The sequence below is a fragment of the Pseudomonas sp. JL3 genome, from assembly GCF_031570575.1.
GTDB classification, from domain to species: domain Bacteria; phylum Pseudomonadota; class Gammaproteobacteria; order Pseudomonadales; family Pseudomonadaceae; genus Aquipseudomonas; species Aquipseudomonas cucumis.
Map to the genome: position 1 here is coordinate 168,768 of NZ_JAKWJK010000007.1, position 15,177 is coordinate 183,944.

13 protein-coding genes are annotated in these 15,177 nt (G+C 61.2%); 5 read left to right on the top strand and 8 right to left on the bottom strand.

Annotation, left to right across the window (positions count from 1 at the left end; translation table 11 throughout):
• The first annotated feature begins 110 nt into the window (after nucleotides 1-110).
• The 4 genes from MMG91_RS14960 to MMG91_RS14975 all read left to right on the top strand — a co-directional run bounded on the left by MMG91_RS14960 (nucleotide 111) and on the right by MMG91_RS14975 (nucleotide 5,605).
• Nucleotides 111-1,871 carry an ATP-binding protein gene (locus MMG91_RS14960; protein ID WP_310660025.1) on the top strand — a complete coding sequence of 587 codons (1,761 nt, stop codon included), beginning with the start codon at nucleotides 111-113 and terminating at the stop codon, nucleotides 1,869-1,871.
• Nucleotides 1,871-3,196 carry a sigma-54 dependent transcriptional regulator gene (locus MMG91_RS14965; protein WP_305503051.1) on the top strand — a complete coding sequence of 442 codons (1,326 nt, stop codon included), beginning with the start codon at nucleotides 1,871-1,873 and terminating at the stop codon, nucleotides 3,194-3,196. Before MMG91_RS14960 ends, MMG91_RS14965 begins: the two co-directional genes overlap by 1 nt.
• Nucleotides 3,197-3,479: 283 nt before the next feature.
• On the top strand, nucleotides 3,480-4,799 hold the full coding sequence (locus tag MMG91_RS14970) for an MFS transporter (protein ID WP_310660026.1): 1,320 nt from the start codon (nucleotides 3,480-3,482) through the stop codon (nucleotides 4,797-4,799).
• 176 nt (nucleotides 4,800-4,975) lie between these two features.
• On the top strand, nucleotides 4,976-5,605 hold the full coding sequence (locus MMG91_RS14975) for a flavin reductase family protein (RefSeq protein ID WP_305446675.1): 630 nt from the start codon (nucleotides 4,976-4,978) through the stop codon (nucleotides 5,603-5,605).
• Here MMG91_RS14975 and MMG91_RS14980 read toward each other — a convergent pair whose 3' ends face one another.
• Nucleotides 5,606-5,836: a hypothetical protein gene (locus MMG91_RS14980; protein WP_030128151.1), complete on the bottom strand. Its 231-nt coding sequence runs from the start codon at nucleotides 5,834-5,836 to the stop codon at nucleotides 5,606-5,608.
• Between the two features lie 41 nt (nucleotides 5,837-5,877).
• On the bottom strand, nucleotides 5,878-6,231 hold the full coding sequence (locus MMG91_RS14985) for an antibiotic biosynthesis monooxygenase family protein (RefSeq protein ID WP_310660027.1): 354 nt from the start codon (nucleotides 6,229-6,231) through the stop codon (nucleotides 5,878-5,880).
• Between the two features lie 333 nt (nucleotides 6,232-6,564).
• On the opposite strand from MMG91_RS14985, the gene MMG91_RS14990 reads away from it, so the two are divergent.
• A complete protein-coding gene (locus tag MMG91_RS14990; protein WP_305503055.1) occupies nucleotides 6,565-7,494 on the top strand; it encodes an AraC family transcriptional regulator in 930 nt (309 codons plus the stop codon).
• Between the two features lie 131 nt (nucleotides 7,495-7,625).
• Here MMG91_RS14990 and MMG91_RS14995 read toward each other — a convergent pair whose 3' ends face one another.
• The 6 genes from MMG91_RS14995 to MMG91_RS15020 form a co-directional block, all read right to left on the bottom strand.
• A complete protein-coding gene (locus MMG91_RS14995) occupies nucleotides 7,626-8,681 on the bottom strand; it encodes an ABC transporter ATP-binding protein (protein ID WP_310660028.1) in 1,056 nt (351 codons plus the stop codon).
• Nucleotides 8,682-8,698: 17 nt separating this feature from the next.
• Nucleotides 8,699-9,547, bottom strand: coding sequence for an ABC transporter permease (locus MMG91_RS15000; RefSeq protein ID WP_310660029.1), 849 nt, complete (start codon nucleotides 9,545-9,547; stop codon nucleotides 8,699-8,701).
• Nucleotides 9,544-10,452 carry an ABC transporter permease gene (locus tag MMG91_RS15005; protein ID WP_052967302.1) on the bottom strand — a complete coding sequence of 303 codons (909 nt, stop codon included), beginning with the start codon at nucleotides 10,450-10,452 and terminating at the stop codon, nucleotides 9,544-9,546. The genes MMG91_RS15000 and MMG91_RS15005 overlap by 4 nt, the downstream gene beginning before the upstream one ends.
• Nucleotides 10,453-10,645: 193 nt before the next feature.
• On the bottom strand, nucleotides 10,646-11,749 hold the full coding sequence (locus MMG91_RS15010; RefSeq protein WP_052967303.1) for an ABC transporter substrate-binding protein: 1,104 nt from the start codon (nucleotides 11,747-11,749) through the stop codon (nucleotides 10,646-10,648).
• 218 nt (nucleotides 11,750-11,967) lie between these two features.
• Entirely contained in the window at nucleotides 11,968-13,416 is a 1,449-nt protein-coding gene (locus MMG91_RS15015; RefSeq protein WP_310660030.1) for an aldehyde dehydrogenase family protein, read from the bottom strand.
• The gene (locus tag MMG91_RS15020; RefSeq protein WP_310660031.1) at nucleotides 13,413-15,050 is read right to left on the bottom strand and encodes a 5-guanidino-2-oxopentanoate decarboxylase; all 1,638 of its coding nucleotides are present in this window, start codon (nucleotides 15,048-15,050) and stop codon (nucleotides 13,413-13,415) included. The genes MMG91_RS15015 and MMG91_RS15020 overlap by 4 nt, the downstream gene beginning before the upstream one ends.
• Nucleotides 15,051-15,177: the final 127 nt, after the last annotated feature.

Genomic DNA, 15,177 nt, shown 5'->3' on the forward strand with positions numbered 1-15,177 from the left:
TTCTCAATCCTGTCAGTCGCCTGTGCGATCGGTAAGTGCGCGAGCAGGACGCCCAGCCGATCATCCGCATGGTATGGTGCCCGCCCGTCCTGCTATCCGTTAGCTCCAGCATGCTGCCGACTTCCCGTACCCTGCGCCTGTCGTTGTACTCCTTGCTGATCATCGCCGGTGCGGTGCTCGCCGCCACCTTGGCCATCCGTCACACCGAACGCCAGGCGTTGGTGGAAGATGCCGCGCGGGCCAATCAGCAACTGGCGCTGTATGCCAACTCGCTGCACACCCTGATCGACCGCTACCGTGCCCTGCCCGCCGTATTGGCGCTGGACCCGGAACTGCGCGCCGCGCTAAACGGTGAAGTGAGCCCTGAACAACAGCTCGCATTGAATCGCAAACTGGAGAAGATCAACGGCGCCGCGCAATCCTCGACCCTGGAACTGCTCGACCGCACCGGCCTGGCCGTGGCCGCCAGCAATTGGCGCCTGCCCAGCAGTTACGTCGGCCACAATTACGGCTTTCGCCCCTACTTCAGCCAGACCCGAACCCAGGGCACCGGGCGTTTTTATGCGGTGGGTGTAACCAGCGGTATTCCCGGCTACTTCCTCTCCAGCGCGGTGACCAGCGACAGTGGCGAGTTCCTCGGCGCGATGGTGGTGAAACTCGAATTCCCGGAACTGGAACGCGAATGGCGTCAGGGCAGCGATACGTTGCTGGTCAGCGATGCGCGCGGGATTATCTTCATCGCCAACCAGCCGGGCTGGCGTTATCGCCAGTTGAAACCGCTGAGCGACAGCGACCGCGCCGAGCTCAAAGCCACCCGCCAATACGACAAGCAACCGCTGACCCCGCTGGAATATCAATCGGTGCGGCGCTTCGACGACAACAGTGCGTTGACCCGGGTCGTTGGCCCCGACGGGACGGCGGATTACCTCTGGGAATCGCTGCCGCTGGCCGCCGAAGGCTGGACGCTGCACCTGTTGCGTCGCCCGCAAGTCGCGTTCGAAGACCGCCGCAACGCCGGGCTCGCCGCCGCCGGCGCCTGGCTGACGCTGGTATTTCTGTTGCTGTTCCTCAACCAGCGCTGGCGCCTGGCCAAGATGCGTCAGCGCAGCCGTGAAGAACTCGAGCAACTGGTGGAAGAACGCACCCGGGATTTGCGCACTGCCCAAGACGGCTTGGTGCAATCGGCCAAACTCGCCGCCCTCGGCCAGATGTCCGCGGCGCTGGCCCATGAAATCAATCAACCACTGACCGCCCAACGCATGCAGCTTGCGACTCTGAGGCTGCTGCTCGATCACGGCCGGGTCGAAGACGCCTACAAGGCGCTCAAACCGGTGGACGACATGCTCACGCGCATGGCCGCCCTCACCGGCCACCTGAAGACCTTCGCCCGCAAAAGCCCCAGCGGTTTGCGCGAACGGCTGGACCTGGCGGCGGTGGTCGATCAATCCTTGCAGTTGCTGGATGCGCGCTTGCGAGACGAACATGTCAGCACTGTGCTCCACCTGACCCGCCCGGCCTGGGTGCGTGGCGATGCGATTCGCCTGGAACAGGTGCTGATCAACCTGCTGCGCAATGCCCTGGATGCGATGCACGACAAACCCTGCAAGCGTCTGGAAATCCGCCTCGAAGCCGATGAACAATTGTGGCGCCTGACCGTCGCCGATAACGGTGGCGGCATTGCCGACGAAAACCTGGACAAGGTGTTCGATCCATTCTTCACCACCAAACCGGTGGGTGATGGTCTGGGCCTTGGGCTGGCGGTCTCCTTCGCCATTGTTCACGAAGCGGGCGGACGCCTGAGCGCCGACAATGGCGAACACGGCGCGGTGTTCTCCCTGACGTTGCCCATTGATCTGGAGGTGCCTGCTTGATGCTCAATTCGGTGATGGTGGTCGATGACGAAAGCAGCATCCGCAGCGCCGTCGAACAGTGGCTGAGCCTGTCGGGGTTCGAGGTGCAGCTGTTCAGTCGCGCCGATGAGTGCCTGGCGCAACTGCCGAAGCATTTCCCCGGGGTGATTCTCAGCGACGTGCGCATGCCTGGCATGACGGGGCTGGAACTGCTGGCCGAAGTCCAGCGCCGCGATGTCGACTTGCCGGTGATTTTGCTGACCGGTCACGGCGATGTGCCAATGGCCGTCGAAGCGATGCGCGACGGTGCTTATGATTTCCTCGAAAAACCTTTCAGCCCGGAAACCCTGCTGAGCAGCCTGCGCCGCGCTCTGGACAAGCGCCGGCTGGTGCTGGAAAACCGTGCCCTGCACGAGCAGGCAGACAATCGCGCCAAACTCGATGCCACTCTGCTGGGGGTTTCCCGTGGCTTGCAGACGTTGCGTCGGCAAGTGCTGGACCTGGCGACGTTGCCGGTCAATGTGCTGATCCGGGGCGAAACCGGCAGCGGCAAGGAATTGGTTGCCCGTTGCCTGCACGACTTTGGTCCCCGCGCAGACAAGCCCTTCGTGGCGCTGAATTGCGCAGCGATTCCCGAGCAGTTGTTCGAGGCCGAACTGTTCGGCCATGAGAGTGGCGCGTTCACGGGCGCTCAGGGCAAACGCATCGGCAAGCTCGAATACGCCGACGGCGGCACGCTGTTTCTCGATGAAATCGAAAGCATGCCCCTGGCCCAACAGGTGAAATTGCTGCGGGTGTTGCAGGAGCAGAAGCTTGAGCGATTGGGTTCCAACCAGAGCATCCACGTGGACTTGCGGATCATCGCCGCGACCAAACCCGACTTGCTGGATGAAGCCCGGGCCGGACGCTTCCGCGAAGATCTGGCCTATCGATTGAACGTCGCCGAGCTGCGCCTGCCGCCGTTGCGTGATCGGCGTGAAGACATTCCACTGTTGTTCGAGTTCTTCGCGCAAAGTGCCGCCGAGCGTTTGGGCCGTACCTTTGCCCCCTTGAGCGGGCCGCAACTGAGCCATCTGCTGAGCCACGACTGGCCGGGCAATGTGCGCGAACTGGCGAACGTCGCCGAGCGCCAAGTGCTGGGCCTGGGCGAACCGGAACCGGCGGGGATCGAACCCGGCCAGTCACTGGCGGCGCAGCAAGAAGCCTTCGAAGCGCATTGCCTGCGGGCGGCGTTGACCCGGCATAAAGGGGATGTGAAAGCGGTGCTAGAAGAACTGCAACTGCCGCGGCGTACCTTTAATGAAAAGATGCAGCGGCATGGACTGACCCGCGAGATGTTCATCTAACCGATCGTTCCCACGCTCCGCGTGGGAATGCCTCAACGGACGCTCCGCGTTCGACTTTTGGGACGCAGAGCGTCCCGGGCTGCATTCCCACGCAGAGCGTGGGAACGATCAGGTTCGGCAAAAATCCGCTTGTCACCCTGCGCACCATAAGCGGATTTCCGCTCACTCAAGCTTCAAAACCCCTCTAACCCGGCCCTCCTCTCCTTGGCACAGCTCCTGCTATAGCTCCAGCAGGCTGCGTTTCAACGCGCTCCACAAAAACAATTAAACGAAGGATCCTTCAATGGATAACTCAAACGCCCTGCCCCTTGGGTCGGCTGCCCTGCCGGCCAAAGAAAGAAGCACTGCCAGCCGGATCAAATCGATCTTCAGCGGCTCTGTCGGCAACATGGTCGAGTGGTACGACTGGTACGTCTACGCCGCCTTCTCCCTGTACTTCGCCAAAGCCTTCTTCCCCAAAGGCGACACCACCGCACAACTGCTCAACACCGCCGCGATCTTCGCCGTGGGCTTTTTGATGCGCCCGATCGGTGGCTGGCTGATGGGTCTCTACGCCGACAAGGCCGGTCGCAAACGTGCGTTGATGGCTTCGGTGTACCTGATGTGCTTCGGCTCGCTGCTGATCGCCCTGAGCCCGGGCTATGAAACCATCGGCATCGGCGCGCCGATCCTGCTGGTGTTCGCCCGCCTGCTGCAAGGTTTGTCGGTCGGGGGTGAGTACGGCACCTCGGCGACTTACCTCAGTGAGATGGCGACCAAGGAACGTCGCGGCTTTTACTCCAGTTTCCAGTACGTGACCCTGATCTCCGGCCAGCTCATCGCCTTGGCCGTGTTGATCGTGCTGCAACAGACCCTGACCACCGAAGAGCTTTACGCCTGGGGCTGGCGCATTCCATTCGCCATCGGCGCGCTGTGTGCCGTGGTCGCGCTCTACCTGCGTCGCGGCATGGAAGAAACCGAGTCGTTCACCAAGAAAGAGAAAGCCAAGGAAAGCGCGATGCGCACCTTGCTGCGCCATCCGAAGGAACTGATGACCGTGGTCGGCCTGACCATGGGCGGCACGCTGGCGTTCTACACCTACACCACGTACATGCAGAAATACCTGGTGAACACCGTCGGCATGAGCATTTCCGACTCCACCACGATTTCCGCCGCCACGCTGTTCCTGTTCATGTGCCTGCAACCGATCATCGGCGGGCTGTCGGATAAAGTCGGTCGTCGGCCGATCCTGATCGCCTTCGGTATTCTCGGGACACTGTTCACCGTGCCGATCCTGACCACCCTGCACACCGTCCAGACCTGGTGGGGCGCGTTCTTCCTGATCATGGCGGCCCTGATCATCGTCAGCGGCTACACCTCGATCAACGCGGTGGTCAAAGCCGAACTGTTCCCGACCGAAATCCGCGCCCTGGGCGTTGGCCTGCCATACGCACTGACCGTGTCGATCTTCGGCGGCACCGCTGAATACATCGCGCTGTGGTTCAAGAGCATCGGCATGGAAACCGGTTACTACTGGTATGTCACGGCGTGCATCGCGGTGTCGTTGCTGGTGTACATCACCATGAAAGACACCCGCAAGCATTCGCGGATCGAGACGGACTGATCCCTGAACGCAACACCACAGCCCGGCCTTGGTCGGGCTTGGTCGTTTCTAGGGGAAAGCAAAATGCCAGGCTCGACACAAAGCTCGCTCCCACATTAGATCTCATCGCTGGAAATAACCCGCTCGTCCTTGCACTATGATCGACCCCGAAACCCAGCCCTCAGGAACCTCCGTTCATGCCCGACGACATCCACTTCTACGAACCCGCCAACGGCCACGGCCTGCCGCATGACCCGTTCAACGCCATCGTCGGCCCGCGTCCTATCGGCTGGATTTCCTCCCAGGACGCCCATGGTCGCTTGAACCTGGCGCCCTACAGCTTCTTCAACGCCTTCAACTACATTCCGCCAATCATTGGGTTTTCCAGCGTCGGGCGCAAAGACAGCCTGAACAACATCGAGCAGACCGGCGAATTCGCCTGGAACCTGGCGACCCGTCCGCTGGCCGAGCAGATGAACCAGAGCTGCGCCATGGTCGGGCCCGAGGTCAATGAATTCGAACTGTCCGGGCTGACCACCGCGGCGTCGAAAATCATTCAGGTGCCACGGGTTGCGGAAAGTCCGGTGTCCTTCGAGTGCAAGGTCACGCAGATCATTCAGTTGCAGCGCGCAAACAAGGAAGTGGTGCCGAGCTGGCTGATTCTCGGCGAAGTGGTCGCCGTGCACATCGCCAAGTGGCTGTTGAAGGATGGGGTGTACGACACCGCCGCGGCAGAACCGATTCTGCGCGGCGGCGGGCCGGCGGATTACTTTCAGCTGGGGCCAGAGGCATTGTTCAAAATGTTCCGCCCCGGGGCGGTCAAGTAATTACCAGAGCAGGTCGGCGTCTTCTTTAACGTCTTTGAGGCGAGTCAGCTCTTTGGCCGCGGCCTCGTCGGCTTCATGCGCGGTCTTGAAGGTCTGGCTTTCCAGCACTTTATGAAAACGCGGGGCACCGGAACCGCCGAGGGCTTTGACGGCAATCGCGGCGTGGTAACCGCCCTCGCCCGGTACTACTGCTGAAACGGCTTCGAAGTGTTCAAAGGCTTTACGTGCCATGTCGCGGATCCTGGCTAATGGAGAATTGCGCCATTAAACCCTCAACCGGCGAGTTTGTGTACCGCTGCCTGGGACTGGCCAAGGGCCTGAGCCGCCGAAACATCCTTGAAGGTATGAAAATCCAGGCTGTTGACCACCAGCTCCTGCACCAGCTCGGCAAAAATCTGCATCGCCGGGCTGCCGAAGTAAGCGGTCATGGCCTGTTGGTTGACCCAGAAACCGGACACCAGCCACAGCTCGGGATCGCATTGCGAGTGCTGCAGGGCGAAGCTCAGGCAACCCGGTGCGTTGCGCGACGGCTCGATCAGGGCGCTCAGGCGTGCACCGAGTTCTGCTGAACGCCCGACGCGGGCGCGGACGAAGGCCATATGACTGACGGGGATCTGCGTAGACATGTTCAACCCTCCCAGGTCATCCAGTGGCAGCCGGGGACGGGCTGCGACAGGATCCAAGATTAGGCGGCGTGTCGCAGTCGTCGTTAGTCGATTCCTGCCGGCTTATTGCACAATCCTGCGCGACGGCAAAAACGTCTGTAACAGCGCGTAAAACAATGTCACACCGCTGTCACACGACTTTCAAGCAAGTTTCACCCGCGCTGCCTTGCCATAGCAGCATCGCGTATTCACCTCATGCAGAATCAGGCAAGCTTTTGGCAGGATGTGTCTACCGCTGTCCCTTGCACAAATTTAAGCTCAGCTCATTATCAACGCGACACCGAGGATGCCTGCATGTCGTCGCTCGATCATTTTGAAGCCCCGCTAGCCGCCGATATGGAAAGACAGCGCGCGGAACTGGCCGCCCTCATCCGCCGTAACACGATGGAGGATGGCACTTATGCCACCGCCGTCGGTTCGCTGTTCATGTCGCGCCACAGTAAAAACCATGAATTCGCTCCAGTGCTGGCGCAACCGGCCCTGTGCATCATGGCCCAGGGGCGCAAGGAAGTACGGCTGGCGGATGAATACTTTAATTACGATCCCCTGAATTACCTGGTGGTTTCAGTCTCGATGCCCCTGAGCGGGCGGGTGGTGAATGTCTCGCCCGAGGAACCGATCCTCGCCGTGCGGCTGGACATCGACCCGGCGGAAATCACCACACTGATTGCCGACGCCGGCCCCATCGGCGTACCCACACGGCCCACTGGCCGCGGTTTGTATGTCGAGCGGGTCGACACGGCAATGCTCGATGCCGTGCTGCGTCTGGCGCGTTTGCTGGATACACCGAAAGACATCGCCATGCTGGCGCCGCTGATTCGCCGGGAGATTCTGTATCGGCTGTTGCGCAGCCAGCAGGGTCATCGGCTGTATGAAATTGCCATTGCCAACAGCCAGAGCCACCGCATCAGCCAGGCGATCAAATGGCTCAACGGCAATTATGAGCAACCGCTGCGCATCGATGATCTGGCGCGGGAAGTGAACCTGAGCGTGTCGACGCTGCATCACCGGTTCAAGGCGATGACGGCAATGAGTCCGCTGCAGTATCAAAAGCAATTGCGCCTGCAAGAAGCGCGGCGGTTGATGCTGGCCGAAGGGCTGGAGGCTTCGGCGGCGGGCTATCGGGTGGGGTATGAAAGCCCTTCGCAGTTCAGCCGGGAGTACAGCCGGTTGTTTGGCGCGCCACCGTTAAGGGATTTGGCGCGGTTGCGGTTGTCGGTTTGATCGGGCATTTGTTGTGTGGCTGATGGCCCCATCGCGGGCAAGCCCGCTCCCACAAGGACCGGTGTACACGGAACCCTGTGGGAGCGGGCTTGCCCGCGATGGGGGCCAGCAAAGGCGACCCACCTCTAACGTCAGGCGCTTAGTACTCGGCAAGCCTCAGCCGGCAGTGTCACCGACACCGGATTGCCAATGCTCAACCCAACCCCCTGACACGGCGTGCTCAACGCGGTAAACGACACCCCGGAACACTCAACAGTGGTTTCGATGGTCGCGCCGATATCCCGCACAAACGTCACCTTGCCGAGCAAGCGATTCCCCGCCGTCGCCTGGGGTTGCGACAATTGCAGGTCTTCCGGGCGAATCAGCATTTTCACCTTCTCCCCCACCACAATGCTGCTGCAGATCGGCACTTGCAGTGCATCGCCACCGGGCAAGCTGACCTTGCCGTTGCCCAGCGCCGTGGCCGGGAAAATATTCCCCGAACCGATAAAGTCCGCGACGAATTCATTGGCCGGATGCCGATAGATTTCAATCGGCGTACCCACCTGCTGCACCCGATGCTCACCCAGCACCACCACGATGTCGGCCATGGTCATGGCTTCGCGCTGGTCGTGGGTGACCATGATGGTGGTGATGTTCAAACGCTGTTGCAGCTGACGGATTTCTACCTGCATCGACTCACGCAACTTGGCGTCCAGCGCGGACAGCGGTTCGTCGAGCAGGAGGATTTTCGGCCGCGAGGCAATCGCCCGGGCAATCGCCACACGCTGACGCTGACCGCCGGAGAGTTTCGCCACCGGACGATCAATCATTTCCTGCAGCTGAATCAGCTCCAGCAGTTCCACCACCCGCGCCTGTTGATCGGCCTTGCTGACCCCGCGCAGTTTCAGCGGATAGGCGATGTTCTCCCCCACCGTCATGTGCGGAAACAGCGCCAGCGATTGAAACACCATGCCGAAATTACGCTGGTGCGCCGGCGTCTGGCCGATGTCTTCACCGTCCAGGCGAATCTCGCCACCGGTCAGGGTTTCAAGCCCGGCGATCATCCGCAGCAAGGTGGTTTTACCGCAGCCCGAAGGGCCGAGAAAACACACCAGTTTGCCCTCGGGCAAATGCAGGTTCACATCCTTTACCGCGCAGGCCGAGCCGTAATGTTTCTCGACGTTTTCCAGAATCAGACCAGTCATTTGAATCACCTCAAGAATCAGAACGAAACGCCGCCTTCGCCAACCAACTTTTCCAGCGCCCAAATGAGCACGAAGTCGATCAGCACGATCAGCACGGCAAACGAGAAAACGGTAGGGTCGAGCGAAGACACAGTGCGGCTGTACATCCAGATCGGCACGGTCATGACGTCGATGGTGTAGAGGAAATAGGTCACGGTGAATTCGTTGAACGAGACGATGAACGCCAGCAGCATGCCCGCCAGAATCCCCGACTTCATCAGCGGCACCACCACATCGACAATCGCCCGCAGCGGTGAAGCGCCGAGCATTTGCGCGGCCTCTTCGACTTCGCTGCCGATGGAGAGCATCGCCGCGGTGCAGTTTTTCACCACGAATGGCAGAGCCAGAATCACGTGGGCAATCACCAGCCGCGAGGTGGTGATGTGGAACGGCAGGCTGTCGAACACCAGCAGCAAGGCCAGACCCAACACCACCATCGGGAACACCAGTGGCAGCGACATCAATTGCAACGCCACGGCCTTGCCGCGGAACTCGCAACGGGTCAGGGCATAGGCTGCCGGCACCGCGATAATCGTGGCGAAAACCATGGTCAGGCAGGCCACCATCAGGCTGGTGGTCATGGCTTTGCCAAGGCTCAGCACATCGCTGGAATCCGGCGACACGAAGGTGTTCCAGGCGGCTTTGTACCATTGCAGGCTGTAGCTGCTGGGCGGGAAGTCGAGGTTCGACGCGCCACTGAACGACATGACGATCATGGTCAAAATCGGCAGCACCGCCAGCAGCAGAATGAAGCCCGACAGGATGCCGGCGAACTTGCCGGTATCGCCCGGCAGCAGCGAGTGGCGCTTCTTGATCAGGGTGCTCATTGGGAAGCCTCCAGCATGCGCCGACGACGGCCAGTGATGTATTCGGACAAGGTCATGATCGCCAGGGTGGTGACGATCAGCACCACACCGGCAGCAGACGCGGCGGGCCAGTTCATCAGCGGGGCGATCTGGTCATGCACCATCACCGCCAGCATCGGCACCCGCCGACCACCGAGCAGCAGCGGCACCACAAAACTGCTGGCGTTGTAGGCGAACACCAGCGTCGCGCCAGTGATGATTCCCGGCAAACTCATCGGCAACACCACCTGGCGAAACACCTGCAAGCGACTGGCGCCGAGGGTGGCGGCGGCTTCTTCGTAAGTGCGAGCAACGCCGCGCATGGCGCTGGCAATCGGCAGCACGGCCAACGGGAACGCGGTTTGCACCAGGCCCATCAACACGCCGTTCTGGTTGTACAGCAGCATGATCGGCCGCTTGATCAGGCCCAGGCCCATCAGCGCCTGATTGAGCATGCCGCCGGGGCCGAGAATCACCAGCCAGCCGTAGCTTTGCAGCAGCAGGTTGACCAGCAAGGGCAGCAGCACCGCCGCGAGGAAGATCCGCCGCACAAACGGTGAGGTTAGCCGCGACATGGTGTAGGCCACCGGGATCGCCAGCAGCACCGCAATCACCGCGCTGATCAACGCCAGGCGCAACGTCAGCAGCAAGGATTTGAGGTAATAGGGTTCCAGCAATTGGGCGTAACTGGCCAGGCTGAACCCGGTCCACTCCGCGCCTTTGGTGCCGACGCTCATGCGCAGCACCAAGAGGCTTGCGGCAATCAGCACGCCGAGAAACAACATCGACGGCGAAAGGAAAAACCAGGCACGCGCCGTCGGTGAGACACCCCGATTGATGCGCACGGGTGCGGCGCTTACCGGATGGGTCAGAGGTTGGTGTTCCATAGCAAAGGGTCTCGTCAATGGAAAGCAGCTGAGCGAGCACAACCTTCAAAACCACCGTTAACCCTGTGGGAGCGGGCTTGCCCGCGATAGCAATCTGTCAGTCACATCATTATCGACAGGGAGGCCGTCATCGCGGGCAAGCCCGCTCCCACAGTGTTTTGCAGTGTTCTGAAAACCTGTGTTCGCCACTCGATCAGGAAGAAAAGATTTCCGTGTAACGACGAATCCATTGGTCATGCACGGTGGCCAGGAAGGCGTTGTCGTGCATGATCGCCTTCTCGGCAATCTGCTCCGGCGTGAGGATGTAGGGGCTCTTGCGCGCTTCGGCGGAGATGATCGCCTTGGCGTTGACGGGGCCGTTGTAGATGTCTTCGGCCATCTTGCCCTGCACCAGCGGGTCCAGAGAGTGGTTGATGAAAGCGTAGGCCAGATCGATATCGCCCGGACGATTCTTCGGCATCACCGACAACATCAAGTCGGTGTAGAAGCCTTCCTTCATGCCGAACGTGGCGCCCAGACCGTAGGCCGGATCGCGAATCTGTTTCGGAAAAAACGCCGGCGCGTACAAGCCGCCCATGTCCAGGGAACCGGTGCGGAACAGCTCGGCGATCTGGTTCGGGTTTTCGCCCAGGGTCACCACACGATCTTTCAGCTCGGCGAGTTTCTTGAAGCCTGGCTCGATGTTGTGTTCGTCACCACCGGCCAGTTTGGCGGCGATGATGATCAGGTCCATGGCCTCGGTCCAGTTCGGCGGCGGCAGGAAGATGTTCGGCGACAGCTCCGCGTCCCACAGCGCGGCGTAACTGTCCGGCGCTTCCTTGATGGTGCGGGTGCTGTAGACCAGGCTGTTGCACCACAGCAGGTAACCGATGCCGTGACCGTTGGCGCCGGTGCGGTATTGCTCCGGTACGTCGACCAGGTTTGGAATGCGGTTGAGGTCAGGTTTTTCCAGCAGGTTGGCGGCGGCCAGCCCTTCGGCGCCGACGCCGGCCAGAGTGATGATGTCGTACTGCGGACGATCACCGCCGGCCTTGAGTTTGGCGACCATTTCCGAGGTGCTGCCGGTGCGGTCGGCGATGACCTTGCAGCCGTACTTGGCTTCAAAGGTCGCGGCTATGTTGCGCAATGCTGCAAGGCCGGTGTCATCGGACCAGGTCAGCAAGCGCAGGGTCTTGCCCTGGAAACGTGTATCGCTGGCATTGGCCTTGATGAACGGCATGCTCATGGCCGCCGCCGCCACGGACGCTACGCCCACGGTTTTGATGAATTGACGTCTGTTCAGATCGTGCTCGCCCATGAAGGACTCCCTTTGTTTTTTTAAGTATGAGGTTGGTCGCAACCGTTGCATCCGCGCGGCCAGATCAGCTTCAAGCCCCCGGTTTCAATGGGCCTTGGCGATGCCAGCGGGTTCATCCTGAGGTCGTGCAAAACACCTGACTATCGATAAAAACTCATTGAAGCCATGACGCTGGCGCATGCCTCATCACGAGGCATGCGCTCACCTTTTTCGTGCTGTCAGACGGCCCGAATCACGTGTTTTATTTCCTGGAAAGCCTGCAAGCCCCACGGCCCCAATTCGCGGCCGATGCTGCTCTGTTTGTAACCACCCCAGGCGGTCTGCGGGAAGATCACTTGCGGCGCGTTGATCCACACAAGCCCCGCCTGCAAAGCGTTGGCGACCCGATCAGCCGCTTCGCCATCGCGCGTGACCACGCTGGCCACCAAGCCAAACTGGCTGTCGTTGGCCAGGGCAATCGCCTCGGCTTCAGAGCTGAAACTGCGAACGCAGATCACCGGGCCGAAAATCTCTTCACACCACAGCGCACTGTCGAGGGGCACGTCGACGAAAATCGTCGGCTGCAAAAAATAGCCGCGTGGCAGATCTGCCGGACGATTACCGCCGCAGATCAACTTCGCGCCTGCGCTCAAACCGCGATCGATGTGGCCCAGCACGCGTTGGTATTGCGCCTGATTGACCAGTGCGCCCATTTCCACGTTCGGGTCGAACGGGTCGGCCACGCGAATGGCTTCGGCACGGGCCTTCAATCGCGCGACAAATTTATCCGCCAGTTCATCGGCAACCAGCACGCGGCTGGTGGCGGAACACATTTGCCCGGCATTGAAGAAACCGCCGCCACAGGCCACTTCCACAGCCAGTTCAATGTCGGCATCGGCGAGCACCAACAGCGAGGATTTACCGCCCAGTTCCAGGCTCACGCCTTTCACGGTTTCCGCTGCCCGTTGCATCACCTGCACGCCCACCGCGTTGCTGCCGGTGAAGGAAATCTTGGCGATGCGTGGGTCAGCCGACAGCGGTGCGCCGACGGCCAAGCCGGTGCCGCAGACCAGATTGAACACACCGTTTGGCAGACCCGCTTCGGCAATGATCGTCGCCAGCTCCAGCTCCGGCAGCGGTGTCACTTCAGACGGCTTGAGCACCACGCAGCAACCGGCGGCCAGGGCCGGAGCGAGTTTCCAGGCGGTGGTAACCATGGGGAAATTCCACGGCACGATCAGCCCCACCACACCGCATGGTTCGCGACGCAAACGGGCGCTGAAATCATCGCTCGGCAACGCCACGGCGCTGTCCTGTTTCGCGTCCAGGCCTTCGGCCAGATCGGCGTAATACTCGAAGGTGGCGATCACATCGTCGACGTCGATGGCCGCTTCGAACAGCGGTTTGCCGTTGTTGCTCGACTGCAATTTCATCAACTGTTCACGACCGGCCTGCACGCCCGCGGCGATTCTGCGCAGGATCGCCCCGCGCTCAGTGCCGGTGGTTTTCGACCATTCTTTGAAAGCATGGGTCGCCGCCGTGACGGCCTGATCGACAGCGTGTTCATCGCCGCCGTTGACGGTTGTCAAAAGCGCTTCGGTCGCCGGGTTGATCACACGTAAATGTTCGTTGCCAGACGACCATTGACCATCGATGTACAGGCCATCCAGAGTGATAGGAAAACTCATTTCGACACCGCCTTCATCCACCGGGTCTGATCGATTTCAATCAGGGTCGGGCCCTGGCGATCGGTGGCGAGACGCAATGCACTGCGCAGCTCTTCGACACCGCTGACCGCCTCGGCCGCGCAGCCCAGCGCCTTGGCCACACCAATGAAGTCCGGGGTGTAGATGTCCACGCCCACCGGCTCGATGTCGCGGTTGACCATGTATTTCTTGATCTCTTCGTAGCCCTGGTTATTCCACAGCAGGACGATCACTGGCGTGCGTGCTTCTACCGCACTGGCCAGTTCCGGCAGGGTGAATTGCAGACCGCCGTCGCCAATCAGGCACACCACCGGCGGCCGCGCGCCACCTTCGACGCTGCCGCCAAGCCAGGCGCCAATCGCCGCCGGCAAGGCGTAACCGAGGGTGCCGTAACCGGTGGACGAGTTGAACCAGCGGCGCGGGCGTTCCGGGTTGAATGTGAGGTTGCCGGTGTACACCGGTTGGGTCGAATCGCCGACGAATACCGCGTTCGGCAATTCGTGCAAAACGGTTTCCAGGAAACGGGTCTGGGCCAGGGTCGGGGCGTCCCAGGTCGCGGCCAGTTCATCGCGCAAACGCGCGGCACGCACCTGGCCCCAATCGTTGCGACGCTCGGCCAGCGACTGGTGGGAAAGCGCACTCAGCAAGGCCTGAGCGGCGTTGCGCGAGTCGGCCACCAACGCGACTTTCGGCGGGTAATTACGCACGGTCTGATCGGGGTCGATGTCCACGCGCAGCAGCACGCCGGGAATGTCGAAGCCGCCGGCGAAGGTGACGTCGTAATCGGTTTCGGCCAGTTCGGTGCCGATGGCCAGCACTACGTCGGCCTCGGCCACCAGTGCACGGGTCGCCACCAGGCTTTGGGTCGAACCGATCAGCAACGGGTGGCTGGATTCGAGCATGCCCTTGGCATTGATGGTCAAGGCCACTGGCGCATCCAGCAGCTCGGCCAGTTCAGTCAGCTCGGCCGCGGCATCGATGGCGCCGCCGCCGGCGAGAATCAACGGGCGCTTGGCACCGGCCAGCAACTCGGTCATGCGGCTGATCGCACTTGGCGAAGCGCCGGCGCGGTCGATGTTCACCGGCACGCTGGCGAGCAAGTCATCGGCCTCTTCAACCAGCACGTCCAACGGAATTTCGATGTGCACCGGACGTGGACGGCCAGCCTGGAACAACGCGAAGGCGCGAGCCAAGACGCCCGGCAATTCAGCCGCCGACATCAAGGTGTGGGAGAACGCTGCCACGCCGCCAACCAGTGCGCTCTGGTTCGGCAGCTCATGCAGCTTGCCGCGACCGCCGCCCAATTGGCTGCGCGATTGCACGCTGGAGATCACCAGCATCGGGATCGAGTCGGCGTAAGCCTGGCCCATGGCGGTGGTGATGTTGGTCATGCCAGGACCGGTGATGATGAAGCACACACCCGGTTTGCCGCTGGTGCGCGCATAACCGTCGGCCATGAAACCGGCGCCCTGTTCGTGACGCGGAGTGACGTGGTTGATGCTCGAACGGGCCAGCCCGCGATACAGCTCCACGGTGTGAACCCCGGGAATGCCGAACACCTGCTCGACCCCGTAACCTTCGAGTAACTTGACCAATACTTCGCCGCACGTCGCCATGTCTTTGCCCTTTTTGTTCGTTTGAGACGCCGGGCCTGCGCAGTGTTTATGATGGGTTGGCAGGTCCAGGGATGGCCTCATTGGAACGGGCGACACGTCGCCGCAACAATGGATAAAAAGTCATACT

Bases quoted from the DNA above. Each gene is read 5' to 3' on its own strand.
- MMG91_RS14990 (WP_305503055.1), top strand. From the start codon at position 6,565: ATGTCGTCGCTCGATCATTTTGAAGCCCCGCTAGCCGCCGATATGGAA.
- MMG91_RS14995 (WP_310660028.1), bottom strand. From the start codon at position 8,681: ATGACTGGTCTGATTCTGGAAAACGTCGAGAAACATTACGGCTCGGCC.
- MMG91_RS14970 (WP_310660026.1), top strand. From the start codon at position 3,480: ATGGATAACTCAAACGCCCTGCCCCTTGGGTCGGCTGCCCTGCCGGCC.
- MMG91_RS15010 (WP_052967303.1), bottom strand. From the start codon at position 11,749: ATGGGCGAGCACGATCTGAACAGACGTCAATTCATCAAAACCGTGGGC.
- MMG91_RS15015 (WP_310660030.1), bottom strand. From the start codon at position 13,416: ATGAGTTTTCCTATCACTCTGGATGGCCTGTACATCGATGGTCAATGG.
- MMG91_RS14980 (WP_030128151.1), bottom strand. From the start codon at position 5,836: ATGGCACGTAAAGCCTTTGAACACTTCGAAGCCGTTTCAGCAGTAGTA.
- MMG91_RS15000 (WP_310660029.1), bottom strand. From the start codon at position 9,547: ATGAGCACCCTGATCAAGAAGCGCCACTCGCTGCTGCCGGGCGATACC.
- MMG91_RS14985 (WP_310660027.1), bottom strand. From the start codon at position 6,231: ATGTCTACGCAGATCCCCGTCAGTCATATGGCCTTCGTCCGCGCCCGC.
- MMG91_RS15005 (WP_052967302.1), bottom strand. From the start codon at position 10,452: ATGGAACACCAACCTCTGACCCATCCGGTAAGCGCCGCACCCGTGCGC.
- MMG91_RS14975 (WP_305446675.1), top strand. From the start codon at position 4,976: ATGCCCGACGACATCCACTTCTACGAACCCGCCAACGGCCACGGCCTG.
- MMG91_RS14960 (WP_310660025.1), top strand. From the start codon at position 111: ATGCTGCCGACTTCCCGTACCCTGCGCCTGTCGTTGTACTCCTTGCTG.
- MMG91_RS15020 (WP_310660031.1), bottom strand. From the start codon at position 15,050: ATGGCGACGTGCGGCGAAGTATTGGTCAAGTTACTCGAAGGTTACGGG.
- MMG91_RS14965 (WP_305503051.1), top strand. From the start codon at position 1,871: ATGCTCAATTCGGTGATGGTGGTCGATGACGAAAGCAGCATCCGCAGC.